Here is a 25,705-nt window from a genome sequence, read left to right as displayed (position 1 = left end):
TGAAAATGATCTTCACCCAGGAACACGAAGCACTGCGGCGCACCGTTCGCCAGTTTGTCGAGCATGACATCAACCCTTACGTCGACGAATGGGAGAAAGCCGGGCGTTTTCCCATCCATGAGGTTTTCCGCAAGGCCGGCGAGCTGGGCCTGCTGGGCATCTCCAAACCAGCGGCCTTCGGCGGCATGGGCCTGGACTACAGCTATTCGATCGTCGCGGCCGAGGAATTCGGCACCATTCATTGCGGCGGCGTGCCCATGTCCATCGGCGTGCAAACCGACATGTGTACCCCGGCCCTGGCCCGCTTCGGCTCCGATGAGTTGCGTGAAGCCTTCCTGCGCCCGGCCATCCGCGGCGAACAGGTGGGCTGCATCGGCGTCTCGGAGGTGGGCGCCGGCTCCGACGTCGCCGGCCTCAAGACCACCGCGCGCAAGGACGGCGACGACTACGTCATCAATGGCAGCAAGATGTGGATCACCAATGCGCCAAGCGCGGACTTCATCTGCCTGTTGGCGAATACCTCGGACGACAAGCCCCACGTCAACAAGTCGCTGATCATGGTGCCGATGCACAGCCCCGGCATCAGCCTTGGCCAGCACCTGGACAAACTCGGCATGCGCAGTTCGGAAACCGCCCAGGTGTTTTTCGACGACGTGCGGGTGCCACAACGCAATCGCATCGGCCAGGAGGGCGCCGGGTTCATGATGCAGATGCTGCAATTCCAGGAAGAACGCCTGTTCGGCGCGGCCAACATGCTCAAGGGCCTGGAGCATTGCATCGACAGCACCATCGAGTACTGCAAGGAACGCAAGACCTTCGGCGCGCCCCTGATCGACAACCAGGTGATCCACTTTCGCCTGGCGGAACTGGCCAGCGAGATCGAATGCCTGCGGGCGCTGGTCTACCAGGCCACCGAGCAGTACATCAACGGCCAGGACGTCACGCGACTGGCGTCGATGGCCAAGCTCAAGGCCGGACGCCTGGCCCGGGAAACCACCGACAGTTGCCTGCAATACTGGGGCGGCATGGGCTTCATGTGGGACAACCCGGTCGCCCGGGCCTATCGCGACGTGCGGCTGGTGTCCATCGGTGCCGGTGCGGACGAGATCATGCTGGGCATCATCTGCAAACTCATGGGGATTTTGCCGGGAAAGAAAAACTGAGTGCATCACCTGCCAGAGCGCCATCGCGAGCACGCTTTGCTCCCACAATGCCCAGTGAGTGCATTCGCCTGTGGGAGCAGAGCTTACTCGCGATGAGGCCCATACAGACACCGCAAGACGCCAGGAATGAACCCATGCCCGCCTTCAGCAAAATCCTCATCGCCAACCGCGGCGAAATCGCCTGTCGCATCCAGCGCACCGCCCAAGCCCTGGGTTATCGCACGGTAGCGGTGTTCAGCGAGGCTGACGCCGACGCGCTGCATGTGCGCATGGCCGATGAAGCGGTGTTGATCGGCCCAGCCGCGGCGCAGCAGTCCTACCTCAACCCCTCGGCCATTCTCGATGCAGCCCGGCGCTGCGGAGCCGATGCGATCCATCCCGGCTACGGCTTCCTTTCGGAAAATGCCGGGTTCGCCAAGGCCTGCGAAGCGGCCGACATCGTGTTCATCGGCCCCAGCCCCGAGGCCATCGACCTGATGGGCAGCAAGCGCCGGGCAAAAATCGCCATGATTGAAGCCGGCGTTCCCTGCATCGCCGGTTACCAGGGCGCCGCCCAGGACGACGACACGCTGCAGCGCGAAGCCGGGCGTATCGGCTACCCGTTGATGATCAAGGCCAGCGCCGGCGGCGGAGGTCGAGGCATGCGCCTGGTCCAGCGGGCCGAGGACCTGCTGGAGCAGTTGCGCGGCGCGCGCTCGGAGGCCCTGCATGGTTTTGGCAGCGACGAGTTGATCCTCGAACAGGCGTTGATCGATCCGCGGCATGTGGAAGTGCAGATCTTCGGCGACCATCACGGTCAGCTGATCCACCTGGGCGAACGGGACTGCTCGATCCAGCGGCGCCACCAGAAAGTCATCGAGGAAGCGCCCTGCCCGGTCATGACCACCGACCTGCGCCGGGCCATGGGTGACGCGGCGCTCAAGGCCGCACGCGCAGTGAATTATGTCGGGGCCGGGACCGTGGAGTTCCTGCTCGCTGCGGACGGTCGGTTTTACTTCCTGGAGATGAACACGCGCCTGCAGGTCGAACACCCGGTCACCGAGTTGATCACCGGCCTGGATCTGGTGGCCTGGCAATTGGACGTCGCCGCCGGCAGGGCGCTGCCCCTGCGCCAGAAGCAGGTGACGCTTAGCGGCCATGCCATGCAGGTGCGGCTGTACGCCGAGGACCCGGCAGCGGATTTTCTGCCCCAGACCGGGCGGTTGATCGGTTGGGAGCCGCCCATGCAGGACGGCGTGCGAATCGACCATGGCCTGCTGGAGGGCCAAGCCATCACCCCGTTTTACGACTCGATGCTAGGCAAGCTCATCGTCCACGGCGCCACTCGCGAGGAGGCCCGACGCAAATTATTGCGAGCGGTGGAAGATTGCGTCCTGCTTGGCGTCCAGAGCAACCAGCGGCTGCTCACCGGGTTGCTGGCACATCCGCGGTTCATCGACGGTGACTTCGGCAACGGATTCATCGGGCAACACTTTACCGATCATGCGGCGCTCCGGCCCCTTGAGCCCTCTGCCGAACAACTCGCCATCGCCACGGCGGCGTTTTATCAGGCCTCGCAGGCACGGCATGCTCAGGGCCTGGGCGGATGGCGCAACAGCATCGGCGTGGCGCTGCATTACCGGATCGGTGTCGGGGAGCACGACTGGACGCTGAGCCTGATGGCCGAAGCCGACGGCACATTCAATATCCGCAGTGCCGGGCGCTTGATCGAACTGAGGTTGCTCGACGCTACCCCCCATGGCGCAACATTGGTGATCGATGGGATTCGCCGGCGGCATGCGTGGCGCCTCGATGGCAACGATCTCTGGCTGTTCGCCTGCCCTGGTGGCCTGCACCTGCAAGATCGGACCCTGGCCCCCATCGCCGCCAAGACCAGCGCCAGCGACGGCACGCTCAAGGCGCCAATGGACGGCGCCATTGTCGAGCTGCGGGTCCGCGAAGGCAGCACCGTGCACCAAGGCCAGTTGCTCATGGTGCTTGAGGCCATGAAAATGGAGCACCCACTCAAGGCCGGCGTCGACGGCGTGGTCAGGCAATTGCAGGTCGCGCGGGGTGACCAGGTGAAAAAACGCCAGGTTTTGTTGCGCGTTGAAAGGGCCCACTAGTCGGATGCCGAGGGTTTGACTACGCTCAAACCCATCAGCACGCCGATACCGGGAACCCTGCAATGCCTCACTGGCTGGTGATTGATCTGGAGGCCACCACCGATGAAGGTGGCTGGCCGGTAACCGAAATGGAAATTATCGAAATCGGCGCCACGCTGGTGAATCGTGACGGCCGCGAAGTGGATCATTTCCAGCGCTTCGTGCGGCCCTTGAGGCGACCGCTGCTGACGCCCTTCTGTCGCGAACTGACCCACATCACCCAGGCCAATATCGACAGTGCCGCACCCTTGACCGAGGTCTGGCCGGTGTTCGAGCGCTGGCTGGCGCCGTATCAGTCGAAGCTGGAAAGCTGGGTCAGTTGGGGCGATTACGACCGCAAGCAACTGCTTCAGGAATGGCAGCACCAGCAATTGCACAGTGTCCTCGGCCAGGTGCCGCACATGAACCTCAAGCAACGCTTCGCCAAGGCCCGTCGACTGGAGCGACCGCTGGGGCTCAATGGCGCGCTGCAACTGGCGGGCCTGCAATTCTGCGGTCAACAGCACCGAGCGCTGGAAGATGCCCGCAATACCGCACGGTTGTTGCCCCTGGTGCTTCCGGGTTGAGCGGCAGCCACCTCCCAGCGCGGCAGATGACGAATGTTGCGGCCTTGTGCATACTGGCCGGCCTTTTTCAGCCCCTTTTTCGAGGAATCGCCCATGTTTAAAGTCAACGAGTACTTCGACGGCACCGTCAAGTCGATCGCTTTTGGCACTGCCGAAGGCCCTGCGACCATCGGCGTCATGGCACCGGGCGAATATGAGTTCGGCACGGCCCAACGGGAAATCATGCACGTGGTCTCCGGCGCCCTGACCGTGAAGCTGCCTGACAGCACCGACTGGGAAACCTTCGAAGCCGGCAGCCAGTTCAACGTTCCGGCCAACAGCAAATTCCAGCTCAAAGTGGCCGTCGACACCGCTTACCTGTGTGAGTATCGCGGCTGATTCTGTGGCATAGATACGCCGCTCATCTGTGGCGAGGGGATTTATCCCCGCTGGGCTGCGAAGCAGCCCCAGACCTGCCGCCCTCTGTGTATCAGGCTGATTGTGTTCAGCCTTTTTGGGGCTGCTTCGCAGCCCAGCGGGGATAAATCCCCTCGCCACACATTTTTGTTTACGGATCCTTTTATTCGAGCACTTCAACCGGCATGCCAACTTCAAGCCGACCATTGCTGTCGTTGACTAGATTCTGACCGAACATCGCACCGTCCGGTGTCGAGCGGTACTGCTGCAAGGTGGCAAAGGGTTCGCGATTCGGATCGCGTTCGCCGGTTTGCGGATCGACCGTGGTCATGATGCAACGTGAGCATGGCTTGACCAGCCGGAACTCAACCTCGCCGATACGAATGCGCTTCCAGCCGTCCTCGGCAAACGCCTCGCTGCCCTCGACCACCAGGTTGGGGCGAAAGCGCAACATTTCCAGCGAACGACCGACCCGACTCGACAGGTCCTGCAAGGACGCCTGGCCAATCAGCAGCAGGGGAAAACCATCGGCGAAGGCAACCTTATCGTCATCCTTGCCATAACCGGCGGCGGTGGTACGCGCCAGATCCACCGGCACATGCACCAGGCGGGTAGGATTGCCGATGAATTCGCTGACCCAGGCCGCGGCCTCGTCACCGGCATCCGGCACACGCAAGGTGTCACGCCAGATAATCACCCCGCGCCGCTGTTCCTCCACCACTGGCGGCAGCGGCACGTCGATGGCGCCATGGCCCGGCGCGCTGAGCGTCAGGCCGCCCGATTCGTTCCACAAGGCTGAGAGCTGGCTCATCTTCGCCACGGCTCGCTGGGTCAGGAAACGCCCTGTGCCCTCATCCACCAGCATCCAGCGCCGGTCACCGTCCAGCCCGAGCTTGTCCAGGCCGATCCCTTGCAAGGACTCGCCCTTGCCGGACTTCAACGGATACCGATACAGCGCGCTCAGCCGCAACATGGTCAACTTCCCTGGTGGCGAAAAAATGCCACCTTATACGAGCCGGCCATTGAAGCAAACCACCATCGGTTTCAGTCGAGCATCAGCCGCTGGCGCACTACATCGACCAGCTTGTCCGGCTGGAATTTGGAGAGGAAGTTGTCGCAACCGACCTTCTTGACCATCGAATCGTTGAAGCTGCCGGACAGCGAGGTGTGCAGTACGACATAGAGCCCACGCAAGCGCGGGTCGTTGCGGATTTCGGTGGTCAGCCGGTAGCCGTCCATTTCGGGCATTTCCGCGTCAGTGAAGATCATCAGCAATTTATCGGTCATGACCTCGCCGGTATCGGCCCAGGCCTTGAGCATGTTCAGGGCTTTGAGGCCGTCGCTGGCGATGTGCATTTTCACGCCCAGTTGCCCCAGGGTATCGCGCAGTTGCGAGAGCGCGACGTTGGAGTCGTCCACCAGCAACACTTCGCGACCACGGGCGCGCTCCAGCACCGGGTCCTCAAGCTTGTCCCGGGAGACCTTGGCGTTGTACGGCACGATTTCGGCCAGGACTTTTTCCACGTCGATGATTTCCACCAACTGATCGTCCACCTTGCTGATGGCCGTCAGGTAGTGCTCACGGCCAGCGCTGGTCGGCGGTGGCAGGATGGCTTCCCAGTTCATGTTGACGATGCGGTCGACGCCGCCCACCAGGAATGCCTGAACCGAGCGGTTGTATTCAGTCACGATAATGGTGCTGTTGGGGCCCGGCACCAAAGGACGCATGCCAATGGCCTGGGACAGGTCGATCACCGGCAACGTCTGGCCGCGCAGATTGACCACGCCGCACACGAACGCGTGACGCTGCGGCATCAGGGTCAGCTTCGGCAACTGCAGCACTTCCTGGACCTTGAACACGTTAATGGCGAACAACTGTCGACCCGCCAAGCGAAACATGAGAATTTCCAGGCGATTCTCACCCACCAGTTGGGTTCGTTGATCTACTGTGTCGAGAATGCCGGCCATTGATGACTCCTGGGCTTGTTCGGATGAATCCAATGAATGAGATATCGGCTGGACGGACCGAATCTTGACCCCCGGATAAAATACAAGCGCGGGGCATTGATGTCACATTAACATCATGCTTTACTGGCTTCATGATTTCATCTGCGATTTTTCCCTGCCACGCGACCCTCGCTTGTCTGCAAAGTTCCCCTGCCTAAGGGATTCCCCTAGGCACAATCAGGTCCAACCTGATATTCCCGGTATCCAATAGCCATTAATGTGACGCCATTCTCATTGCTGAACGGAGTCAGGCTTTTGTGCGCGACCACAGGACATCGGACCTCCAGTCCTTCGGCCGATCCCACCCGTGCAATTGTTTGCGAATTCACTTTCGCTGAACGGCAGGGATGTGTCGCCGTGCGTCCGACCGCGGTCGACCTTGAGATCCAGCCGTTCGCCATCAGCGGTTTCCTTTCGCCTGACATGATGTTGTGGAGATAAGCATGCCGAACGATCGCAGGAACTGGAGTCAGCGTCTTCCCGAGCTTCTGATCGAAGCCGAGACGCTGCTGGCCAAGTCGGAGGAATGCCTGAGCCATCTGCAATTGATCAACAACGACAAGGATGCCATCGATTGCATGCTCAGCACCTTGCTGAAACTGTCGAACAAGGCCAATGCCTTGGCGTTGGAAGCCGTTTCGGAGTTTTCACTGCACATCCATGGTTTGCTCAGTCACGCGCAAAGCCACATGGAGTTGCATGACCAGGCCTTGGACGCCCTGAAGGATTGTTTAACCCTGATGGCCTGGCAATTGGAACTGGTCGATCACACCACCGGCCAGTTGAGCCTGGACACCAGTGAACAGATCTCGTTGATCGAGGCATTCGCTTTCCAGGTAGGCCAGAGCCCCGACCAGGCATCGGCAGTGTCACGTCCGCTGGCCTTGGTACCCTACCCCCAGAAACAAGCCTGAGGCGACGATGCCGGCTCAGTGCTGCGTGCCTGGTGCGTAGCGCTTTCACCGCGCCATGCCGAGCGCGACCAACGATAGGTGAAGTGGTACTATCTCTCGCGTCAGCCACTTCAAGACAGCGCCGTAAAAGCCGCCGACCGAAGCTGCCCTCGACCTGAAACGTTTACCCGACCGGGCCTGTCAGATGCGCTGACCGGCCAGCCCGCAGCGAACATTCATTGGCTCCATCCGCTATGTACGCCAGCCTCAAGTCATTCATCACCTGGCCTCCCTCCCGAGAAAACGCCCGTCGCTTCACATTATTATTGTGTATCTGCTCGACCCTCGGCTGCCTGCTGGCCTACCTGTTCGCCTACACGGTGCCGTTGAGCCTGCTGGTACTGAATGTCGCGGCCATGACCTGTGTGGCGATCCACCATCGATTGTCACGCAAATCCATCAAGTTCCAGCCTCAGGAACTGGCCGACCGGTTGCTTGAGGTCCAGGAAAACGAGCGCCATCGCCTCAGCCGCGAATTGCACGACGACATTGGCCAGTTGCTGACCGCAGCGAAGCTGCAAGGCGAATGGCTCAAGCGGCGGATGCCGGAAGAATTGCAAGGCCAATGCGCGCTACTCTGCGAGACCCTGGACGAAACCCTCAACAAGGTTCGCGACGTATCGGCGATCCTCAACCCCCGGCAACTGGCCAGCCTCGGACTGGAAGCCAGCCTGCGGGCGCACCTGCTCAAGACGCTGGCCAATGCCCCGGTGAAGTGGAGCCTCGATTGCCAACAGCGCATGGCAGGCATCCCGGAGGAAATGTCGGTCGCGGTGTTCCGGATCACCCAGGAAGCGGTCACCAACATCTTGCGTCATGCCCGGGCGACGAATCTGCTGGTACGCTTGCAACGCCTGCCTGACGGCCTGAGCCTGCTGATCAGCGACGATGGCCAGGGATTTGTCCCGGCCACCCACCCCGCTCGCGAAGGCCAACGGGGCATGGCCGGCATGTCGGAGCGGGTCGAACAGTTGGGCGGCACCCTCAAGGTCATCAGCGAGGCCGGCAAGGGCACGCACATCGAAGCACGCTTTCCCTGGGCGCCGCGAGCCCTGGAACGAGCCAGTAAGAATAAGGTTCTCCTTTGATTTGTAATTTGCTCCTGGTCGATGACCACTCCCTGATCAGGGCTGGCGTGCGCGCGCTGGTCATGGATATCCCGGGCTATGCCGTCATTGGTGAAGCCAGTGATGGCACGCGATTGGTCGAACTGGTCGAACGGTTGAACCCCGATATCGTGCTGCTGGACATTTCCATGAAGGACACCTGCGGCCTGGACGCCCTGCAACAGCTCAAGCGGGTGCGCCCCCACAGCAAGGTGCTGATCCTGTCCATGCATACGGATCCGGCGCTGATCATGCAGGCGCTGGAATCCGGAGCCCATGGCTATTTGCTCAAGGACACCACCGCCAATGAGCTGAAACACGCCTTGGAGGCGCTGCGCAACAACGAACGCTACCTGAGCCCGGCCATCGCCCATACCGTGATCAACCAGGCGCTGACCCGCGTCCAGAAGCATCAGTCGGACCCCGCCCGGACTCATAACCTGACGGCACGCCAGCTGGAAATACTGCGGCTGATCGTGCGCGGCAAGTCCACCCGGGAAATAGCCAACGGCCTGAACCTGAGCATCAAGACCGTGGAAACCCACCGGGCGCAAATCATGAAGCGCCTGCAGATCCATGACGTGGCCGGCCTTGTGCTGTTCGCGGTTCGCGAACAGATCATCAGCCTGGACGATTGAGCGCCGTCGCGCCACCCAACAGCGGCGAATCGGTCGGCAGGTGCACGTTCAGTGCTTTTGGGCGGACAGTGAAACGCAGGGCGTCTACCTGCAACGGCTCGCCATCGAGATTGATATCCAGGCCTTGCGCGACCTTGATCTCCACCCATGGCAAGCGCGCGCGGACAAACATGTTGTCGATGCCCAGGCCACCCGCCAGCAAGTCCTTCAACGTACTGACCACCTCCTGAGGCGCCGGCAAGATGCTGATGTCCAGCAACCCATCATCGGCCAACGCCTGCGGGCACAGCACGTGGCCACCCCCCGCCTGACGGCCATTGCCGATGCCCAGCGCGAGCAAATCGCCTTGCCAGTGGAAATCGGGGCCCTGCAACTCACCATAGGCGGCACTCAGCTCACTGAATCGCGACAGGCCGGTGAACAGGTAGGCCGCGCCTCCCAGGACTTTCTTGAGATCCTCGGAAGTGTTCGCCGTCACCTGGCTGCCAAAACCGCCGGTGGCCATGTTCAGGAAAATCCGACCGCAGACTTCCCCCACATCCACGGCCTGCGGCGCAACGTCGAGCAAATCCAGGGCCTGCGCAGGCTCCAACGGAACGCCAGCCGCCCGGGCGAAATCGTTGGCAGTGCCCAGCGGCAGCAGTACCAGGCTGGCTTCACTCGAATGGAGGACGATCGCTTCGGCGATATCACGCAAGGTCCCATCACCGCCGCCGGCGATCAGTCGCGTATAACCGGCCTCCAGCGCCTCATCGACGCATCGTTGGGCATCACCGGCCTCCCAGGTCAACCGTACCGCCAGGTCCCAGCCCTGCTCGCGCTTGAGCATCACTGCCGTGCGAACCTCTTCGTTGAGCGCTTGCTTGCCATGCAAAATCAACAGCGCCTTGCCTTTGCTCATCGTTGTCTCCGTCATTGGAAGGTTCAGGAAATGGGACCGCTCATTCGAGCGAAAAAGCCCGAAACATCTCAATTTATTAAAAAAGCAGGAAGGCTTGCCCCCGGGAAAAACCCGCAGGGCAGCTCGTTCGACCGGGACGTCTTGATTCGAAGAGTTTTCTTACACGATCTGGCGAATCAGCTCAATTGACCCTCTAGCGGTATTGAGACACCTTGGCCTTCTGTTTTGCTGGAACGCTAAAACCCTCTTCACACAAGGAAGCACTTACCCATGGATGGATACGTCACGGCCCGCTGGGGCCGGATCAGTCGTTTGAACAGTTATGGCCAAGGGGATGAACCGTCCCATGCATAACCGTGAATACAAGCTGTTGCCCCAGCAGCGCGCTCCCCTTGGAAGCGGGCGGGCCAATACTCAGAACGCATGCAAAAGTTGCAGTAATCCCGTTGGAGGAATTGATTTGGAACCGCGCGTCGTTGAACTGGAAACCCACCTCAAATACATCCGCAAAGACATGGATGAAATTCGCACCGACGTAAAGGTGATCCGCCACAGGCTGGCCTATTCGGCTGGCGCTGCAGCGGTGGTGCTCGGTCTGCTGGGCTGGATTGCGAACAATCGATTCGATCAGGTGGTGATGCTGCTCACACGATGAAGGTGAGAGGCGTGAAGGCCCGAGGATCCGGCTCGGGCCGCAGGACACCTGCCACGGTGCTAACCCAGGACTTCGCTCAAGGGAATGAAACCCACCTCATCGCCCTCCACCAGCGTCCGTCCCTCAAGCACTTCGACCAACCCTTCGGCCCAGGCGGCGCTGCGAAGGACACCCGAGCTTTGATTCCGGTAGATGATCGCTCGACCATTCTCCATGCGGCCTCGCAAGTATTCTCGTCGACTGCCAGCCTTCGGCCAGGCGAAACCGGCCGGCACCTTGAACATGAGCGGCGCCACCGACTTAACGCCCTGGCGTCTTAGCAGGTAGGGCCGTGCCAGCAGTGCGAAAGTCACGAGGGTCGAGGCAGGGTTTCCAGGCAGGCCTATGACCGGCACGCCACGGTAATGCCCGAACGTCAGCGGCTTACCCGGCTTGATGGCGAGTTTCCATAGCGCCAGCTCGCCGTCCTCGCGCAAGGCGATGCCCAGGAAATCCGCCTCCCCCACCGATACTCCACCGGTGGACAGGATCAGATCGACATCAGACAACTGTGCCAGGCGCTCGCGGGTGGCCGATAAATCGTCAGGCAGGATACCCGCGTCAATCACTTCACAACCCATGCATTGCAGCCAGCCACACAGCAGCACGCGGTTGCTGTTATAGATCTGGCCCGGGCCCAACGCCTGACCGGGTTCGACCAGCTCATCCCCCGTGGACAGGACTGCGACGCGAACTTTGCGCACCACTTCCAGCGAGGCACAGCCCAAGGAGGCTGCCAGCCCCAGCTCGATCGGCCCCAGGCGCGTACCGGCAGAAAGCACCTGCTCGCCGACGGTGGTCTCCTGTCCCTGGGGGCGAATGTTCTGCCCGCTGACCATGGGCTCGGTAAACCGCACCCGCTGGTCGTCTTCAACCACGGCATTTTCCTGCATCTCGACGCAATCGGCGCCAGCAGGGACTGGCGCCCCGGTGAAGATCCGCGCACACGTGCCAACCGCCAGCGGCTCCGGGGCCTGCCCGGCAAAAATCCGCTGGCTGACCGTCAACGGCTCGCCGCTCCAGTCAGCCAACCGCAAGGCATAGCCGTCCATGGCGCTGTTGGGCCATGGCGGCAAATCAAGGGTCGACACCAGATCCTCGGCGAGCACTCGCCCTAGCGCCGCGGCCAAAGGCAAATGCTCGCGCTGGACAATCGGCGTGGCAGCCGCCATCTCGAACAGTCGCTCCAACGCGACCTCAACAGCCATCAAGGCCCCGGCCTTGCCCGGTTTACCCACGGGATTCACAAGGCGCTGCCTGTTTCAAATGAGCCACGAAGTTGCACGGCCGATGCCGCACATCCAGCTGTTCGGCCAGGATGCCATCCCATCCGGTACGCACCGCGTTGGTCGAACCCGGCAGGCAACACACCAGCGTGCCATTGGCCAGGCCTGCCAGCGCGCGGGACTGCACGGTGGAAGTGCCGATGTCGGCCACGGATATCTGTCGAAACAACTCGCCAAAGCCATCGACCTGCTTGTCCAGCAGGCACGTGACGGCTTCCGGCGTGCTGTCACGTCCCGTGAAACCCGTGCCGCCGGTGATCAGCACCACCTGCACCACGTCTTCGGCAATCCAGGTCGCGACTTGCGCACGGATCTTGTACAAATCATCTTTGAGCAGGACCCGCTGTGCCAGGTTGTGGCCGGCCGCCGTGAGCCGATCGACGAAGACCTGCCCGGACGTATCGGTTTCCAGGGTACGAGTATCACTGACAGTCAGCACCGCGATATTGAGCGGCACGAAAGGTACATCAGCCTTGGCTTTCATAGGCTCGTCCAGTTGTGAAGGAAACAGCCCGGTGTTATATCACAGCGCTTCATTTTTGCGCCCGTGCGGAGACACGCCATGACCTCGATTACGCCGCTGCCATCCTGCTCCATTCTGCTCTTGGCGGGTGGCCGCGGGCAACGCATGGGCGGTCAGGACAAAGGCCTGGTGCAGTGGCAAGGCGAACCGCTGATTGCCCATATCCATCGCCAGACCCGCGCCCTGAGCGATGACCTGATCATTTCCTGCAACCGTAATGCGCAACGTTATGCACCGTATGCCGATCAGTTGGTGCATGACGAGGAAGGCGACTTTCCCGGGCCGCTGGCAGGTATCCGGGCAGGCCTCAAGGCTGCGAAGCATCCGTATTTGCTGGTGCTACCGTGCGACGTGCCGCAGATCGACGCAGGCCTGCTCGACAACATGCGCAGGACGGCCAGCCAGCACCCCGATCAGCCATTGATGGTGCGGCACGGCGAGCATTGGGAACCGCTGCTGTGTGTCATCCCATTGGCCCTGGCAGCGAGCTTCGAAAAAGCCTGGAGCGACGGCGAACGCAGCCCCGGTCGGGTTATGCGCGCGTTGCACGCCGTTGCCTTGCAATGCCCTGCCGACGACCCACGGCTGGCCAATCTGAACACCCCGGAGTTACTGGCCCGACATAAAGGCGTGTCAGATTGACACTAGCCAGGAACTTGCGCGCAATGTATACGTCTGAAGGTCAGTAACTTGAAGAATCCATTCGGAGAAACACCATGACACAACGGACCCTCGCCACGTTCATGCTCGCTCTGGGCCTCGCCACCCTTGCCGGGTGCGCTTCGCCAACAGTGATCACCTTGAATGACGGTCGCGAAATCCAGGCCGTCGATACCCCTCATTACGATGAAGAAAGCGGCTTCTACGAATTCGAGCAACTGGATGGCAAGCAGACTCGCGTGAACAAGGATCAGGTTCGTACCGTTAAAGACCTGTAATCTTCAGCGCTACCGCCAGATACGAAAAGCCCGCAACATTTGCGGGCTTTTTTATGCCTGGTCGGAAACCAGGGGGCACTACCACTGCAATATGATCTCGCTCTGGAATACACGTTCCTGGCCGGTGATCGGGTCGATGAAACGCAGCCCTTGCGCCAGTAGCTTGAGCGGGTTGGCGTAGTCATCCTCGGCGTCCCGAAGCACATCAGGATAAAACGGATCATTGCAGATCCCCGCCCCAAGGGCATTCATGTGAACCCGCAACTGGTGTTTCTTGCCCGTGACCGGATACAAGCCATAGCGCCACAACTCGCCGTTCCTTTCCAGCACTTCGATGGCCGTTTCGGTATTGGGCTCGCCCGGTCCTTCCTGCATCCGAAAGAACGGCTCACCATCGATCATCCGGCTTCTATGCACCCGGGGAAAGGTCAACCCAGGCAACGCGCGGGCAATGGCCTGGTAGCGCTTCTCGATCTGCCGTGTCGGGAACAACGACTGATACACCGAACGGGTGTGCGGGTTGGCCGAGAACAACACCAGCCCGGCCGTGTGCCGGTCGATGCGGTGCAAGGGCACCAGATGGGGGTTGTCCAGGCGCCGGATCAGCCGGCGCAACAAGGTTTGCTCGACGTATTCGCCCGCCGGAGTGACAGGCAGAAAATGCGGTTTGTCTGCTACCACCAAGTGCTCGTCGGCATACAGGATCGACTCCACCACCGGGATCGGCTTCTCGTCGGGCACTTCACGGAAGTAGTGGATGCGCAGGCCTTCACGGTATGGCAGGTCGACCTGGATGGCCTTGCCCTCCCCGTCCAATACCCGACCCCGAGCGATCCGGTCCAGCCACTGCTCGCGACTGATGGCGCTGAAATGCTCGCACAGGCACTCCAGCACCGTCTGCCAGGAACCGGGCGGCAGGTACAGCGTACTGGCCTGATGATGAGCGGCGGAAAACGATGAACCGGACATTGAAAACTCTTAGGCATTTTTGCGAGGCGGTATTATCCGACAGTCGCACAGGCCAGCCCAGCAATGATTGCTCACGTGGTGACCGACGTCGATTTTGCCGCAGCTTCGGTGAACTCCTTCAACCAGCGCAGCACTTCCACCGCCTCCCAGCGACCTGGATCGTACAACGCGTACAACAGGCCCTGGTAACCCACCACATCCAGCTGTTTGTGATAGCCGGCACGCTGGAACAACGCTTCAATCTCGGCGAAACAGGTGTTGAAATGCAGTTTATTGAAGGGCGTCTTGCCTTCGGTAACCAAGCCATCCAGGCGCAGTTCCAGGACTGCCTCGCGCACAACGTCCGCGGACATCCTGTTCACGCTGCTTTTCAGTTGTTCGACATTGACCAAGGGGATGCACTCCAGATAACTGTATGCACATACAGTAACCGAAGCACGATACTTTCGCCAACCGCAGTATCAGGAACTGACAGATGAGCTGCTCAACCGAGAAACTTCACGATCTGTTCGGCCTCGAAGGGCCAGTCCAGCTCGGCACCGGTATCCAGCCTGCGCAGCACGGGAATACGCAGCCCATAACTGTCCACCCAGGCTTCGCGTTCTGAAATGTCCACCAGCTCCACCAACAATCCATGTTCGACGAGAGGCATCAGTTCAGCTTCAGCTACTTCGCAAAGATGACACCCCAGGGTGCCGAACAACTGGCATTCAGGAAGCATGGCGGGTAGACCCAAAAAAGATAGACGGTCATTCTAGGCCCGACCCGGGAAACCGTCGAGTCGCTGGCTCGCTTCAAGGTGTTTCGGTAAAACGCTGATGCAAATCACTGAACGTCAATGCCTTTCCAGCGACGCTTGTCGCATTTTCCCCTCTACGCTGTGCGTTGTAGCCTTGAAACGGAGTTCCCCTTGTTTGCCAACCTGCTGATCATCCTTGCTTCGTCCCTGGTGGTCATCGCCTTGTTCAGACGGCTGCGCCTGCCACCCGTGTTGGGTTATCTCTGCGTCGGGCTGGCGGTCGGGCCCACCGCGCTGGACTGGGTCAACGACAGCGAAGAACTGCCAGACCTGGCCGAGCTCGGAGTGGTGTTCCTGCTGTTCTCGTTGGGGCTGGAGTTTTCCCTGTCGAAAATGCTCGAACTGCGTCGGGTCGTGTTCGGCCTCGGCAGCCTGCAGGTGCTGTGCTCAGGGGCGGTCCTGGCGGGATTGCTGGCGTTGGCCGGCGCCCCTGTGATCGCCGCGTTGTTGCTCGGCGCAGGACTTGCCTTGTCCTCCACCGCCATCGTCAGCAAGGAGTTGACCAGCCTGGGAGAAATCTTCAGCAGCCATGGCCAGAACGCCATCGGAGTGTTGTTGTTCCAGGACGTTGTCGCGGTGCTGTTGTTGACCCTGGTGCCGGTATTCGCCGGCAGTAGCGACCATCCATGGTATTGGGCACTGCCCTTGACCTTGGGCAAGACCCTGGTTCTGTTCGGTGGTCTGCTGCTGGCTAGCCGACTGCTGTTGCCCCGGCTATTCCATGAGGTGGCGGCGTCCCGGTCCGCGGAACTGTTCGTGCTGCTGGCCCTGGTGATCGTGTTGCTGACGGCATGGCTGACCCACCTGCTCGGTTTGTCGCCAGCCCTGGGAGCGTTCCTGGCCGGCATGCTGCTGGGGGAGAGCCACTACCGGCACCAGATCGAAGCCGACATACGTCCGTTCCGAGATATCCTGCTGGGGCTGTTCTTCGTCAGCATCGGCATGCTGATCGACCTGCAGTTGTTCCTCGACGACGGCTTGTTGATCCTGGGATTGACCATCGGCCTGATGCTCATCAAGGGCTGTGTGGTCGCCATCTTGGTGAAATGGCGCGGCAGTGACGTTGAAACCGCCTGGCGCAGTGGCCTGGCGCTGGCCCAGGGCGGTGAATTCTGCTTCGCCCTGATGGCCCTCATGCAGCAGAACCGCCTCATGCCCGCCGACATCAGCGGCCTGCTTCTGGCCGCGACCTTCTGCTCGATGCTACTGACGCCCCTGTTGCTGCGTGCGGCGCCACGCATCGCCGCGCGCCTGCATCGCAAACCCAACGAAGAGGCGCAACTGGACCAGATCAGCGCACTCAACGCCGGCTTGTCGGGCCATGTGGTCATTTGCGGCTACGGGCGCGTCGGTCAATCCATCGGGCGGTTCCTGCGTCGCGAAGGCCAGGCGTTCGTCGCCCTGGATGACGACCCGGTGATTATCCGGGAAGCCACCGTCGGGGAAAACTGCGTGCATTACGGGGATTCGCGACGAGGTGACCTGCTTGCGGCCGTTGGCTTGAGCCGCGCCAGACTGCTGGTGATCGCGGTGGACAAGACCGACATCGCCATCACCGTGCTCAAGGCGGCCCGCCAGGTCAATCACCAGGTACCGATCCTGGTACGCACCCGTGACGACAGCCAACTGGCCGAGTTGCAGGCTGCCGGGGCCAGCGAAGTGGTCCCGGAACTGCTGGAGTCGAGCCTGATGCTGGCCTCCCACGCCTTGATCATGCTCGGCCTGCCCGAGCAGCAGGTCCGGCATCATGTGGACCAGGTTCGTCATGACCGCTACCGCCTGCTCCATGGCTTTTATCCCGGCAACCAGGACAAGGAGCCCTAGTTTGACGCTCAGTCCTGGCTGACCGCGCCGATCTTGTGAATCGACAGGTCGGCGCCGTAATACTCTTCTTCCTGGGTCAGGCGCAGCCCCAGCACGGCCTTGATCGCGCCATAGACCGCGAACCCACCGACCAGGGCGACGACAACGCCCAGCGCCGTGCCGATCAATTGGCTGACCAGGCTGACCCCACCCAGGCCGCCCAGGGCGCTCTGGCCAAAGACGCCACAAGCAATGCCGCCCCAGACACCGCACAGCCCATGCAGCGGCCAGACGCCGAGCACATCGTCGATCTTCCACTTGCCCTGGGCCGCAGTGAAGCACCAGACAAACAAGGCACCGGCAATGGCCCCCGTGACCAGCGCACCGACCGGGTGCATCAGGTCGGAACCGGCACAGACCGCCACCAAACCGGCCAGCGGGCCGTTGTGCAGGAAGCCCGGGTCATTGCGTCCGACAATCAATGCCGCCACGGTACCGCCAACCATGGCCATCAACGAATTGACCGCCACCAGCCCGCTCACCCCGGGCAAGGTCTGGGCACTCATCACGTTGAAACCGAACCAGCCGACAATCAGGATCCACGAACCCAAGGCCAGGAATGGAATGCTCGAAGGCGCAAACGCCACCAGGCGACCGTCCCGGTAGCGGCCATTACGCGGGCCGAGCAAGAGCACGGCAGCCAACGCCAGCCAGCCGCCCATGGCATGCACCACCACGGAGCCGGCGAAGTCATGGAAACTGGCGCCGAACCGGGCTTGCAGCCAGGCCTGCAGGCCAAAATTGCCGTTCCAGATCATGCCCTCGAAAAACGGATAGACAAACGCCACGATCAGCACCGTGGCGCACAACTGCGGTGCGAACCGGGCACGTTCGGCAATACCACCGGAAATGATGGCCGGGATCGCAGCGGCAAAGGTCAGCAGGAAGAAGAACTTCACCAGGCTATAGCCATGATCGACGCTGAGCACCGCCGCCGGTTGCAGGAAGGTCACACCGTAGGCAATCCAATAGCCTATAAAGAAATAGGCCAGGGTCGAGACCGCGAAATCGCTGAGGATTTTCGACAGCGCATTGACCTGGTTCTTTTGCCGGACCGTTCCCACTTCAAGAAACGCAAAGCCGGCATGCATGGCCAGGACCATGACCGCGCCGAGCAGGATGAACAGCGTGTTGGAGCTGTGGACCAGACCGTCCACGGCGTTTTGCATATTTTCCATGGTATGGGCAGACCTGAAAAAGTTGAAAAAAGCACCAAACCGGTTCGCCAGCCTTGCGAGCGCACCAAGTTGAAACGACTCATTGGCCGTACGCAGGCCGACGAACCGCTTTGGTGCGCAAGAACGGTCAAAACGAAATCCCGCTTGGAGGTGCTTCGCGGGTTTTGATTATTTGGGTTAAGGTTTTTCGGGCTTTCGCCCAGCTTCAGCGCACTGACGCAGGTTGACGCACCAGTACATGGCAAAAACCTGAGCAAAAGTTGTACCAGTCACTTGTACTGAACCTTCCAGCAAGGCTCATACTCGAACGTTTCAGACGTCACTTACGGAGATTCACCGATGACCAGACCCCAGGCAAAGACTGCTCAAGAAACCCTGATGGAAGATTTCCAGACGCTGGTCAGCGACACGGAGCGGTTGCTCGATCACACCGCGACGCTGGCAGGCGATCAAGCCGATGCATTGCGCAGCCAGATTCACGAAACCCTCCTGCGCGCCCGCGAAACGCTCAAGCTGACGGAAGACTCCATGCGCGAACGCGGCCAGGCTGCGGTGGTCGCCACCGAGGAATATGTACAGGCCAACCCTTGGCAATCCGTAGGCATTGCGGCAGGCGTTGGCTTTCTGATTGGTCTGCTGGCGACACGGCGCTGATGATGGGTATCGACGAATCCGGCTCGTCCGAAGCGGGCACAAAAACTACAGCACGCCGCCTGGGCGCGGCGTTCCTTGGCTTGCTGCATAGCCACGTCGAATTGTTCGGCATGGAGCTGCAGGAACAGAAGGCACGCACTGTCAGTCTCCTGCTGTTCGCCGGCCTTGCGCTGGTGTTCGGCCTGCTGCTGTTGGTCGGGCTTTCGGCGCTGGTACTGATCCTGGTATGGGACACCTATCGTCTGGCCGGCATTATCGGCCTGTGCCTGTTTTATCTGCTGGCGGCGCTGTTCTGCGGGCTTCGGCTCAAGGCGGCGATCTACGACGAGTCCTCTCCTTTCCACGCCACCCTCGAAGAACTGGCCAATGATCGGGAGCGCCTGTTGCCATGAGCCTGCCTGATATTCCTCAAGCCCGGACACGACAGGAAATGCGCAAGGCGCTGGTGCGTCTGCGCATGGAAATGCACCGCCAGGAAATCCGCCAGGAAACACGCCAGTTGCTGCAGCCCTTGCACCGGGCACGCGGCTTGACGCAAAGCTGGCACGAAGGCTTCGGCATCAAGCACGCGCCACTGTGGGGTGTGGCGGCGGTGTCCCTGCTCGGTTTCATCACCGGAAAACGAACCCGCAATGGTGGTGGCGGTGGCTTGACGGGCCTGATCCGCCTGGCAACGACATTGCTGCCGTTGATCAAGCTGGCCAAAGATATGCGCAAACCCTGAGGCCCCAGTGGCGAGGGAGCTTGCTCCCGCTTGAGTGCGAAGCACTCACAAAAATGGGCCTGCTTCGCAGTCCAGCGGGAGCAAGCTCCCTCGCCACACAGGGTTGTGTATCCAGTCTGTGCAGGCCTATAAGCCTTGCAGGGCAGCCCACGAACCGGGAAGCTAGGACACCGACACCATCAAACGGAGCAACCGGCCTTGGATTGGCACACCCTGCTGACTCGCGAACGCCTCGGAAAACCGCTGCACAGTCCGCAAGAACTGGGCCGCAGTCCTTTCCACAAGGACCACGACCGCATCATCTTTTCCGGCGCCTTCCGCCGCCTCGGACGCAAGACGCAAGTGCATCCGGTCTCCAGCAACGACCACATCCATACGCGCCTGACCCATTCCCTGGAAGTCAGCTGCGTCGGGCGTTCCCTGGGCATGCGCGTGGGGGAAACCATCCGCAATGCCCTGCCTGACTGGTGCGAGCCAAGCGACCTGGGCATGGTGGTGCAATCGGCCTGCCTGGCCCACGACATTGGCAACCCGCCGTTCGGTCACTCCGGCGAGGATGCTATCCGCTATTGGTTCCAGCAGGCTGCCGGCCGTGGTTGGCTCGATGCAATGAGCGAAGCCGAGCGCAACGACTTCCTCAACTTCGAAGGTAACGCCCAGGGATTCCGCGTCCTCACCCAACTTGAATACCATCAGTTCGACGGCGGAACGCGGCTGACCTATGCCACCCTCGGCACCTATTTGAAATACCCCTGGACTGCCCGCCACGCGGACTCGCTGGGCTACAAGAAGCACAAGTTCGGTTGCTACCAGAGCGAACTGCCACTGTTGGAGCAGATTGCCCACAAACTCGGTTTGCCACAGATCGAGGATCAACGCTGGGCACGGCATCCCTTGGTGTACCTGATGGAAGCCGCCGATGACATCTGCTACGCGCTGATCGACCTGGAAGACGGCGTGGAGATGGATCTCCTGGAATACCCCCAGGTGGAATCGCTGCTCCTGGACCTGGTGGGCGATGATCTTCCGGACACTTACCGGCAGCTGGGGCCACTGGACTCGCGGCGACGCAAACTGGCGATCCTGCGGGGCAAGGCCATCGAACACCTGACCAACGCCGCCGCCCGGGCGTTTGTCGAACAGCAGGAAGCCTTGCTTGCCGGCACATTGCCAGGAGATCTCGTGGAGCATATGCACGGCCCGGCAAAACGCTGCGTGTTGAATGCCAAGGACATGGCGCGCCGGAAAATTTTCCAGGACAAGCGCAAGACCCTGCATGAAATCGGCGCCTACACCACGCTGGAAATCCTGCTCAACGGATTTTGCGGAGCGGCCCTTGAACAGCATGGGGGCCGCACGCCTTCGTTCAAGAATCGCCGCATTCTCGACCTGCTGGGGAACAATGCGCCGGATCCCAATGGACCTTTGCATGGCGCGTTCCTGCGAATGATCGACTTCATTGCCGGCATGACCGACAGCTACGCCAGCGAAATGGCCCAGGAAATGACCGGCCGCACGCGCCAATAAAAGGCACCCTTTGCAGCACCTCGAAAAAATGTGGGAGCGAGCTTGCTCGCTCCCACAGGGGATTGGCGGTGAATGTGAATTCTGTAGCGCTGTGCCACAGGGAGTTTGAAGTAGATAAATAATGTATGGCTTACACACACCTCGATTAAAAACGCTTCCTTTGTTTGCACAACCAACACAATCAAAGAAATATCCCTTCACACACTGCCAACTCCTCCCATCTCTTTTTGCCATCCACCTACTAAAAAACCGATTACATCGTAATATCTTGCCTCTTTTTTTGTAGGAAACTTCTGAAATTGAAGTTGCATGCCCGTCTCTTCGTACGGCCCTGGTTGTAAGTGGGCTAAGGTGCGCGCTTTATTCAAGTTCGCAGGGTAATTTATTCATGAACTCCGTTTTCATTGTCGACGACCATCCGGTCATCCGCCTCGCTGTTCGCATGCTTCTGGAGCATGAGGGCTATAAGGTCGTGGGAGAAACTGACAACGGCGTCGATGCGATGCAAATGGTGCGCGAATGCATGCCAGACTTGGTTATCCTGGACATCAGCATTCCCAAACTCGACGGGCTGGAAATCCTCTCGCGCTTCAACGCCATGACCACTCCGCTCAAGACGCTGGTGCTCACGGCCCAGTCGCCGACGCTCTTCGGCATTCGATGCATGCAGTCCGGTGCCTCTGGTTACGTTTGTAAACAGGAAGACCTCAGCGAACTTGTCAGCGCAATCAAAGCAGTATTGTCCGGCTATAACTACTTTCCCAGCCAGGCGCTGAATCCGGTACGCCCGGATGACCCACGCAGTATCGAGCTGGACCTTTTCAAAAGTGTCAATGATCGGGAACTGATGGTGCTGCAACTATTTGCCCAGGGTCGTACCAACAAGGAAATAGCCAAAGGAATGTTTCTAAGCAATAAGACCGTCAGTACTTATAAGAAACGGCTGATGCAGAAGCTCAAGGTCAAGTCGTTGGTCGATCTGATTGAAATGGCGAAGCGCAACGCGCTGGTGTGAGAAAAACAGGATGCTCAGACGCATAACCGAATGTCTCCTGCTGATCAGCGCAGCGTTTTATACAGGAATGCTCACGGCGGCAGCGAATGCGCCCGAGCAATATACCCTGCTAGGCCGCTCGTCCATGGCCCATACCGAGGTCAAGCTGGATGATGTTCACCGCGCCTGGCTACAGGATCGGCAAGCGCTGGTCCTGGGAACTTCCGCCCCGGACTACCCGCCCTTCGATCTTTCCACCAGCGGACGCGACTACGAAGGCCTGACGGCTGATTACGCCGACATCATCGCCAAGGCCATCGACCTGCCCATAACAGTCCTGCGCTTCGATTCCCGCGAGGCGGCCATGGCCGCACTCAAGGACGGGCAAATCGATATGCTTGGCACCGCCAACGGTTTCGAGGCGCGCAACCCCGACATTGTGCTGTCGACGCCGTACGCAGTGGACCAACCCGTTCTCGTCACCCGAACGAATGAAAGCCGATCCCTGACTGACGATCTCGAGGGGTTGCGGCTGAGCATGGTTTATCACTACCTGCCGCTACGGGAAATTGAAAAACTCTACCCCAAGGCACTCATTACCACCTACCCGTCCTACCAGAACGCCATCAATGCCGTCGCCTTCGGTCAGGCCGATGTATTTCTCGGCGATACCCTTTCCACCCACTACATGATCAACAAGGGCTACTTGAGCAATATCCGCATGGCCAGCTTCGGCAAACACGAATCCCATGGGTTCGGTTTCGCCGTACGGCGTAGCGACACCCGCTTGCTGGAAGTCATCAACGCTACGCTGAGCCAGGTTTCCATTGCCGAGCAAGCCGCCATCTCCAAGCGCTGGAGTGCAGGCAGCGACCTGTATCTCACGGACCACAGGATACAACTGACCGACCGCGAGCAACGCTGGCTGGCGAGGCATCCGGTGGTCCGGGTGGTGGTGAACGAAACCTCCGCGCCGTTCACCTTCTTCGATGCGGATGGGGACTTTCGCGGCATCAGTGCCGACCTGCTGGAACTGATCCGGCTGCGCACCGGCCTGCGCCTGGACATCCAGCGCCGCCAGAACGACAGCGAAATGATTGCTGCGGTCCTCAACGATCAAGCCGACATGATCGCCGCACTTTTGCCCAGCAGTGAACGACAACTCCAGTTGAAGTTCAGCCGCCCCTACGTCGATAGCTCGTTCGTCCTGCTGACCCGCAAACAGTCCGACACGCCCACGACACTCGATCAGTTAGGCCACGCCAGCCTGGCAATCGCCAAAGGCAATCCGGTCATCGGATGGCTACGCAGCCAGTACCCGAACCTTCAAATCATCGAAACGGACGGCCCCTTGCGCGCCGTGGAAATGCTCGCCCATGGCCAGGTCGACGGCAGCGTGAACTCGCAGGTGATGGCCAACTACTTCATCTCCTCCTATGCGTGGCGCGACAGGTTGCAAATCAGCAGCACGGTGGGCACCCAACAGGCCATGTTCGCGCTGGCCACGGCAAAAAACGCCACAGAGTTGAACGCCATCCTCGACAAGGCCCTGACCAGCATCGACCCTGACGAACTGGGCGTCATCAACAACCGCTGGCGCGGTTACGTCTCGCCCTCGGAACACACCTGGCGCACCTACAACCGCCTGTTCCTCCAGGTCGTCGTGGGCGTTGGCCTGTTGTTACTGTTTTCCCTGGCGTGGAACGCCTACATGCAGCGCCAGATCAGGCAACGCCAACGGGCGGAACTGGCCCTCAATGATCAACTCGAATTCATGCATTCACTGCTCAACGGCACCCCCCATCCCATCTACGTGAGGGATCGCAACGGCATCCTGCAAAGCTGCAACGACAGCTACCTGCAAACGTTCGACGTCAAACGCGAAGACGTCATCGGCAAGAGCCTGATGCCAGGATCCATGAGCAACGCCTTCGAAGCGCAGGAGTACCAGGCGGACTACCAACGCGTCATGGCCGAAGGCACCGCCCTGATCGTCGACCGGCCCCTGCACATCGGGGACAGGCAACTGACGATCTATCACTGGATCCTCCCCTACCGAAACTCCGCCGCCGAAGTGCAAGGCATCATCGGCGGCTGGATCGACATCAGTGAGCGGCGCCAGCTGTTCGAGGAGCTGCGCGCGTCCAAGCAACGGGCCGATGACGCGAACCGCGCCAAAAGCACGTTCCTGGCAACCATGAGCCATGAAATCCGCACCCCCATGAACGCAGTGATCGGCATGCTTGAGCTGGCCCTGAAACAGGCCGACAAGGGCCGTGTAGACCGTTCGACCATCGAAGTCGCGTACGAGTCGGCCTCCGGCATGCTCGAACTGATAGGCGATATTCTGGACATCGCCCGTATCGAATCCGGTCATCTGAGCCTGGCCCCCGAACGCGTCAATCTCAGGGCCTTGCTGCAATCGGTCATTCGGGTATTCGAGGGCGTGGCCCGGCAGAAAAACCTGGCGTTGTCCCTGCAGTTCGACGCCGCCAAGGGCAGCCCTGACGTGTTGATGGACCCGTTGCGGTTCAAACAGGTGCTGTCGAACCTGATCAGCAATGCCCTCAAATTTACCGAGCAGGGCCAGGTAGTGATCAAGGTCCGGCTGTCTCCAACCGACCGGGACGACGTCCTGCAAATGCACCTGGAGGTCAACGACAGCGGCATCGGTATTGCTCCGGCGGACCTGCAACGTTTGTTCGAGCCGTTTGCCCAGGTCGATAACACCAGCCGGATGGCCCGCAACGGTGCGGGGTTGGGACTGGTGATCAGTCGTAACCTGTGCCGGATGATGGGCGGCAGCCTGCACATGAACAGCCAACCCGGCACCGGCACCCAGGTCCAGGTCTGCCTGCAGCTGACCGTCCTGGCGACGGCGCCGGTTCGCCCCCCACCTGAACCGGTCATCGAAACGGCCCAGGCCCCCCTGAACGTCCTGATCGTGGACGATCATCCCGCCAACCGCCTGCTGATGTCGCAGCAACTGGAATACCTGGGCCATCACTACCAGGTCGCCCATGATGGTGCCCACGGGCTTGAGGTCTGGCAAAAGAACCACTTCGATCTGGTCATCGCCGATTGCAACATGCCCATCATGAGCGGCTACGAACTGGCCCGGTCGATTCGTCGCGATGAATCCGAGCAGCAACGACCGCCCTGCACCCTACTGGGGTTCACTGCCAATGCCCAACCGGAGGAAAAACAACGCTGCCAGGACGCTGGGATGGACGACTGCCTGTTCAAGCCAATCAGCCTGAGCGCCTTGAGCCAATGGATCAAGGCAGTCAAACCCGTCAGTTGCCCGGCAGCTTTCAGCATACAAAGCCTGCAGGCGTTGACCGGCGGCGACCCGTCGTCCAACCGACGGCTGCTGGCCGAATTGCTCAGCAGCAGCCGCTCGGACCGCCAGGAGTTGCTCGACATCGCCCACAGCGCAAACCGGTCAGCACTGGCCGAAATAGCGCACAAGATAAAAGGCGTCGCCCGCATCGTCCAGGCGACCTCACTGATCCAGCGGTGCGAGGCGCTGGAACACGCTTGTCACCAGGCGCAAGCGCCCAGGCGAATCAGCGATTGCATCGACGCCCTCGACCGAGCCATGAGCGAACTGGAGCGGGCCCTCGAAACGGAGATCGCCAAGGCAAAATAATCCAGCGTTTACTATGCTATTCGCTCAGCA

General features: G+C 60.5%; 26 protein-coding genes. 17 read left to right on the top strand and 9 right to left on the bottom strand.

Annotation, left to right across the window (positions count from 1 at the left end):
- The first annotated feature begins 5 nt into the window (after positions 1-5).
- The 4 genes from atuD to BLU76_RS12965 all read left to right on the top strand — a co-directional run bounded on the left by atuD (position 6) and on the right by BLU76_RS12965 (position 4,251).
- Positions 6-1,163, top strand: a complete 1,158-nt coding sequence (gene atuD, locus BLU76_RS12980; RefSeq protein WP_092222970.1) for a citronellyl-CoA dehydrogenase — start codon at positions 6-8, stop codon at positions 1,161-1,163.
- A 134-nt stretch (positions 1,164-1,297) separates the two neighbouring features.
- A complete protein-coding gene (locus BLU76_RS12975; protein ID WP_092222969.1) occupies positions 1,298-3,268 on the top strand; it encodes an acetyl/propionyl/methylcrotonyl-CoA carboxylase subunit alpha in 1,971 nt (656 codons plus the stop codon).
- Positions 3,269-3,330: 62 nt separating this feature from the next.
- Positions 3,331-3,873: a 3'-5' exonuclease gene (locus tag BLU76_RS12970; RefSeq protein ID WP_063322286.1), complete on the top strand. Its 543-nt coding sequence runs from the start codon at positions 3,331-3,333 to the stop codon at positions 3,871-3,873.
- A gap of 93 nt (positions 3,874-3,966) precedes the next feature.
- On the top strand, positions 3,967-4,251 hold the full coding sequence (locus tag BLU76_RS12965) for a pyrimidine/purine nucleoside phosphorylase (protein ID WP_014337306.1): 285 nt from the start codon (positions 3,967-3,969) through the stop codon (positions 4,249-4,251).
- 181 nt (positions 4,252-4,432) lie between these two features.
- Here BLU76_RS12965 and BLU76_RS12960 read toward each other — a convergent pair whose 3' ends face one another.
- Positions 4,433-5,242 (bottom strand): MOSC domain-containing protein, encoded by an 810-nt coding sequence (locus BLU76_RS12960; RefSeq protein WP_092222967.1) that lies wholly within the window; start codon positions 5,240-5,242, stop codon positions 4,433-4,435.
- 71 nt (positions 5,243-5,313) lie between these two features.
- Positions 5,314-6,237 carry a chemotaxis protein CheV gene (locus BLU76_RS12955; protein WP_063322288.1) on the bottom strand — a complete coding sequence of 308 codons (924 nt, stop codon included), beginning with the start codon at positions 6,235-6,237 and terminating at the stop codon, positions 5,314-5,316.
- Positions 6,238-6,719: 482 nt separating this feature from the next.
- Between BLU76_RS12955 and BLU76_RS12950 the strand changes: the two genes are divergently transcribed.
- The 3 genes from BLU76_RS12950 to BLU76_RS12940 all read left to right on the top strand — a co-directional run bounded on the left by BLU76_RS12950 (position 6,720) and on the right by BLU76_RS12940 (position 8,973).
- On the top strand, positions 6,720-7,190 hold the full coding sequence (locus tag BLU76_RS12950) for a hypothetical protein (RefSeq protein WP_092144787.1): 471 nt from the start codon (positions 6,720-6,722) through the stop codon (positions 7,188-7,190).
- 233 nt (positions 7,191-7,423) lie between these two features.
- Entirely contained in the window at positions 7,424-8,317 is an 894-nt protein-coding gene (locus tag BLU76_RS12945) for a sensor histidine kinase (RefSeq protein ID WP_063322290.1), read from the top strand.
- Positions 8,314-8,973: a response regulator gene (locus tag BLU76_RS12940; RefSeq protein ID WP_063322291.1), complete on the top strand. Its 660-nt coding sequence runs from the start codon at positions 8,314-8,316 to the stop codon at positions 8,971-8,973. Before BLU76_RS12945 ends, BLU76_RS12940 begins: the two co-directional genes overlap by 4 nt.
- Here BLU76_RS12940 and yegS read toward each other — a convergent pair.
- A complete protein-coding gene (gene yegS, locus BLU76_RS12935) occupies positions 8,957-9,874 on the bottom strand; it encodes a lipid kinase YegS (protein ID WP_092222966.1) in 918 nt (305 codons plus the stop codon). The two genes, BLU76_RS12940 and yegS, sit on opposite strands and share 17 nt — an antisense overlap.
- Positions 9,875-10,220: 346 nt before the next feature.
- Between yegS and BLU76_RS31870 the strand changes: the two genes are divergently transcribed.
- Entirely contained in the window at positions 10,221-10,529 is a 309-nt protein-coding gene (locus BLU76_RS31870; RefSeq protein WP_256571802.1) for a hypothetical protein, read from the top strand.
- A 59-nt stretch (positions 10,530-10,588) separates the two neighbouring features.
- Here BLU76_RS31870 and glp read toward each other — a convergent pair whose 3' ends face one another.
- Together glp and moaB are read right to left on the bottom strand one after the other, a co-directional pair.
- On the bottom strand, positions 10,589-11,776 hold the full coding sequence (gene glp / locus BLU76_RS12925; protein ID WP_170867300.1) for a molybdopterin molybdotransferase MoeA: 1,188 nt from the start codon (positions 11,774-11,776) through the stop codon (positions 10,589-10,591).
- A gap of 22 nt (positions 11,777-11,798) precedes the next feature.
- Positions 11,799-12,338, bottom strand: a complete 540-nt coding sequence (moaB, locus tag BLU76_RS12920; protein WP_063322294.1) for a molybdenum cofactor biosynthesis protein B — start codon at positions 12,336-12,338, stop codon at positions 11,799-11,801.
- Between the two features lie 78 nt (positions 12,339-12,416).
- Here moaB and mobA point away from each other — a divergent pair, with 78 nt between their 5' ends.
- Positions 12,417-13,019, top strand: coding sequence for a molybdenum cofactor guanylyltransferase MobA (mobA, locus tag BLU76_RS12915; protein ID WP_092222963.1), 603 nt, complete (start codon positions 12,417-12,419; stop codon positions 13,017-13,019).
- Between the two features lie 74 nt (positions 13,020-13,093).
- Positions 13,094-13,315 carry a YgdI/YgdR family lipoprotein gene (locus BLU76_RS12910; RefSeq protein WP_003199454.1) on the top strand — a complete coding sequence of 74 codons (222 nt, stop codon included), beginning with the start codon at positions 13,094-13,096 and terminating at the stop codon, positions 13,313-13,315.
- A gap of 78 nt (positions 13,316-13,393) precedes the next feature.
- Here BLU76_RS12910 and BLU76_RS12905 read toward each other — a convergent pair whose 3' ends face one another.
- The 3 genes from BLU76_RS12905 to BLU76_RS12895 form a co-directional block, all read right to left on the bottom strand.
- Positions 13,394-14,284 (bottom strand): pseudouridine synthase, encoded by an 891-nt coding sequence (locus tag BLU76_RS12905; RefSeq protein ID WP_063322296.1) that lies wholly within the window; start codon positions 14,282-14,284, stop codon positions 13,394-13,396.
- A gap of 71 nt (positions 14,285-14,355) precedes the next feature.
- Positions 14,356-14,676 (bottom strand): hypothetical protein, encoded by a 321-nt coding sequence (locus tag BLU76_RS12900; protein ID WP_063322297.1) that lies wholly within the window; start codon positions 14,674-14,676, stop codon positions 14,356-14,358.
- Between the two features lie 92 nt (positions 14,677-14,768).
- Entirely contained in the window at positions 14,769-15,005 is a 237-nt protein-coding gene (locus BLU76_RS12895; RefSeq protein ID WP_063322298.1) for a glutaredoxin family protein, read from the bottom strand.
- Positions 15,006-15,194: 189 nt separating this feature from the next.
- Between BLU76_RS12895 and BLU76_RS12890 the strand changes: the two genes are divergently transcribed.
- Positions 15,195-16,907 (top strand): cation:proton antiporter, encoded by a 1,713-nt coding sequence (locus tag BLU76_RS12890; RefSeq protein ID WP_092144797.1) that lies wholly within the window; start codon positions 15,195-15,197, stop codon positions 16,905-16,907.
- Between the two features lie 8 nt (positions 16,908-16,915).
- On the opposite strand, the gene BLU76_RS12885 is transcribed toward BLU76_RS12890, so the two are convergent.
- Positions 16,916-18,124 carry an ammonium transporter gene (locus tag BLU76_RS12885; RefSeq protein WP_092222961.1) on the bottom strand — a complete coding sequence of 403 codons (1,209 nt, stop codon included), beginning with the start codon at positions 18,122-18,124 and terminating at the stop codon, positions 16,916-16,918.
- 339 nt (positions 18,125-18,463) lie between these two features.
- On the opposite strand from BLU76_RS12885, the gene BLU76_RS12880 reads away from it, so the two are divergent.
- The 6 genes from BLU76_RS12880 to BLU76_RS12855 all read left to right on the top strand — a co-directional run bounded on the left by BLU76_RS12880 (position 18,464) and on the right by BLU76_RS12855 (position 25,675).
- The gene (locus BLU76_RS12880; protein ID WP_092144801.1) at positions 18,464-18,778 is read left to right on the top strand and encodes an ElaB/YgaM/YqjD family protein; all 315 of its coding nucleotides are present in this window, start codon (positions 18,464-18,466) and stop codon (positions 18,776-18,778) included.
- 2 nt (positions 18,779-18,780) lie between these two features.
- Positions 18,781-19,170, top strand: a complete 390-nt coding sequence (locus BLU76_RS12875) for a phage holin family protein (protein ID WP_063322302.1) — start codon at positions 18,781-18,783, stop codon at positions 19,168-19,170.
- A complete protein-coding gene (locus tag BLU76_RS12870) occupies positions 19,167-19,502 on the top strand; it encodes a hypothetical protein (protein WP_092144803.1) in 336 nt (111 codons plus the stop codon). The genes BLU76_RS12875 and BLU76_RS12870 overlap by 4 nt, the downstream gene beginning before the upstream one ends.
- Before the next feature lie 198 nt (positions 19,503-19,700).
- A complete protein-coding gene (locus tag BLU76_RS12865) occupies positions 19,701-21,029 on the top strand; it encodes a deoxyguanosinetriphosphate triphosphohydrolase (protein WP_053183171.1) in 1,329 nt (442 codons plus the stop codon).
- A 388-nt stretch (positions 21,030-21,417) separates the two neighbouring features.
- Positions 21,418-22,044, top strand: a complete 627-nt coding sequence (locus BLU76_RS12860; RefSeq protein ID WP_003199430.1) for a response regulator transcription factor — start codon at positions 21,418-21,420, stop codon at positions 22,042-22,044.
- Between the two features lie 10 nt (positions 22,045-22,054).
- Complete coding sequence (locus BLU76_RS12855) at positions 22,055-25,675, top strand: transporter substrate-binding domain-containing protein (RefSeq protein ID WP_170867297.1); 3,621 nt, start codon at positions 22,055-22,057, stop codon at positions 25,673-25,675.
- Positions 25,676-25,705 lie beyond the last annotated feature (30 nt).

It is taken from the genome of Pseudomonas sp. NFACC08-1 (genome assembly GCF_900106735.1).
In the GTDB taxonomy this organism is placed as follows: domain Bacteria; phylum Pseudomonadota; class Gammaproteobacteria; order Pseudomonadales; family Pseudomonadaceae; genus Aquipseudomonas; species Aquipseudomonas fluorescens_Q.
This window is presented reverse-complemented; position numbering and strand designations above follow the sequence as displayed.

Excerpts from the sequence above, each read along its gene's own strand:
- BLU76_RS12880 (WP_092144801.1), top strand. The coding sequence starts at position 18,464 with ATGACCAGACCCCAGGCAAAGACTGCTCAAGAAACCCTGATGGAAGAT.
- BLU76_RS12905 (WP_063322296.1), bottom strand. The coding sequence starts at position 14,284 with ATGTCCGGTTCATCGTTTTCCGCCGCTCATCATCAGGCCAGTACGCTG.
- BLU76_RS12895 (WP_063322298.1), bottom strand. The coding sequence starts at position 15,005 with ATGCTTCCTGAATGCCAGTTGTTCGGCACCCTGGGGTGTCATCTTTGC.
- BLU76_RS12870 (WP_092144803.1), top strand. The coding sequence starts at position 19,167 with ATGAGCCTGCCTGATATTCCTCAAGCCCGGACACGACAGGAAATGCGC.
- BLU76_RS12970 (WP_063322286.1), top strand. The coding sequence starts at position 3,331 with ATGCCTCACTGGCTGGTGATTGATCTGGAGGCCACCACCGATGAAGGT.
- glp (WP_170867300.1), bottom strand. The coding sequence starts at position 11,776 with ATGGCTGTTGAGGTCGCGTTGGAGCGACTGTTCGAGATGGCGGCTGCC.
- BLU76_RS12950 (WP_092144787.1), top strand. The coding sequence starts at position 6,720 with ATGCCGAACGATCGCAGGAACTGGAGTCAGCGTCTTCCCGAGCTTCTG.
- BLU76_RS12965 (WP_014337306.1), top strand. The coding sequence starts at position 3,967 with ATGTTTAAAGTCAACGAGTACTTCGACGGCACCGTCAAGTCGATCGCT.
- BLU76_RS12910 (WP_003199454.1), top strand. The coding sequence starts at position 13,094 with ATGACACAACGGACCCTCGCCACGTTCATGCTCGCTCTGGGCCTCGCC.
- BLU76_RS31870 (WP_256571802.1), top strand. The coding sequence starts at position 10,221 with ATGCATAACCGTGAATACAAGCTGTTGCCCCAGCAGCGCGCTCCCCTT.
- atuD (WP_092222970.1), top strand. The coding sequence starts at position 6 with ATGATCTTCACCCAGGAACACGAAGCACTGCGGCGCACCGTTCGCCAG.
- BLU76_RS12885 (WP_092222961.1), bottom strand. The coding sequence starts at position 18,124 with ATGGAAAATATGCAAAACGCCGTGGACGGTCTGGTCCACAGCTCCAAC.
- yegS (WP_092222966.1), bottom strand. The coding sequence starts at position 9,874 with ATGAGCAAAGGCAAGGCGCTGTTGATTTTGCATGGCAAGCAAGCGCTC.
- moaB (WP_063322294.1), bottom strand. The coding sequence starts at position 12,338 with ATGAAAGCCAAGGCTGATGTACCTTTCGTGCCGCTCAATATCGCGGTG.
- BLU76_RS12860 (WP_003199430.1), top strand. The coding sequence starts at position 21,418 with ATGAACTCCGTTTTCATTGTCGACGACCATCCGGTCATCCGCCTCGCT.
- BLU76_RS12975 (WP_092222969.1), top strand. The coding sequence starts at position 1,298 with ATGCCCGCCTTCAGCAAAATCCTCATCGCCAACCGCGGCGAAATCGCC.
- BLU76_RS12945 (WP_063322290.1), top strand. The coding sequence starts at position 7,424 with ATGTACGCCAGCCTCAAGTCATTCATCACCTGGCCTCCCTCCCGAGAA.
- BLU76_RS12855 (WP_170867297.1), top strand. The coding sequence starts at position 22,055 with ATGCTCAGACGCATAACCGAATGTCTCCTGCTGATCAGCGCAGCGTTT.
- BLU76_RS12875 (WP_063322302.1), top strand. The coding sequence starts at position 18,781 with ATGGGTATCGACGAATCCGGCTCGTCCGAAGCGGGCACAAAAACTACA.
- BLU76_RS12955 (WP_063322288.1), bottom strand. The coding sequence starts at position 6,237 with ATGGCCGGCATTCTCGACACAGTAGATCAACGAACCCAACTGGTGGGT.
- mobA (WP_092222963.1), top strand. The coding sequence starts at position 12,417 with ATGACCTCGATTACGCCGCTGCCATCCTGCTCCATTCTGCTCTTGGCG.
- BLU76_RS12960 (WP_092222967.1), bottom strand. The coding sequence starts at position 5,242 with ATGTTGCGGCTGAGCGCGCTGTATCGGTATCCGTTGAAGTCCGGCAAG.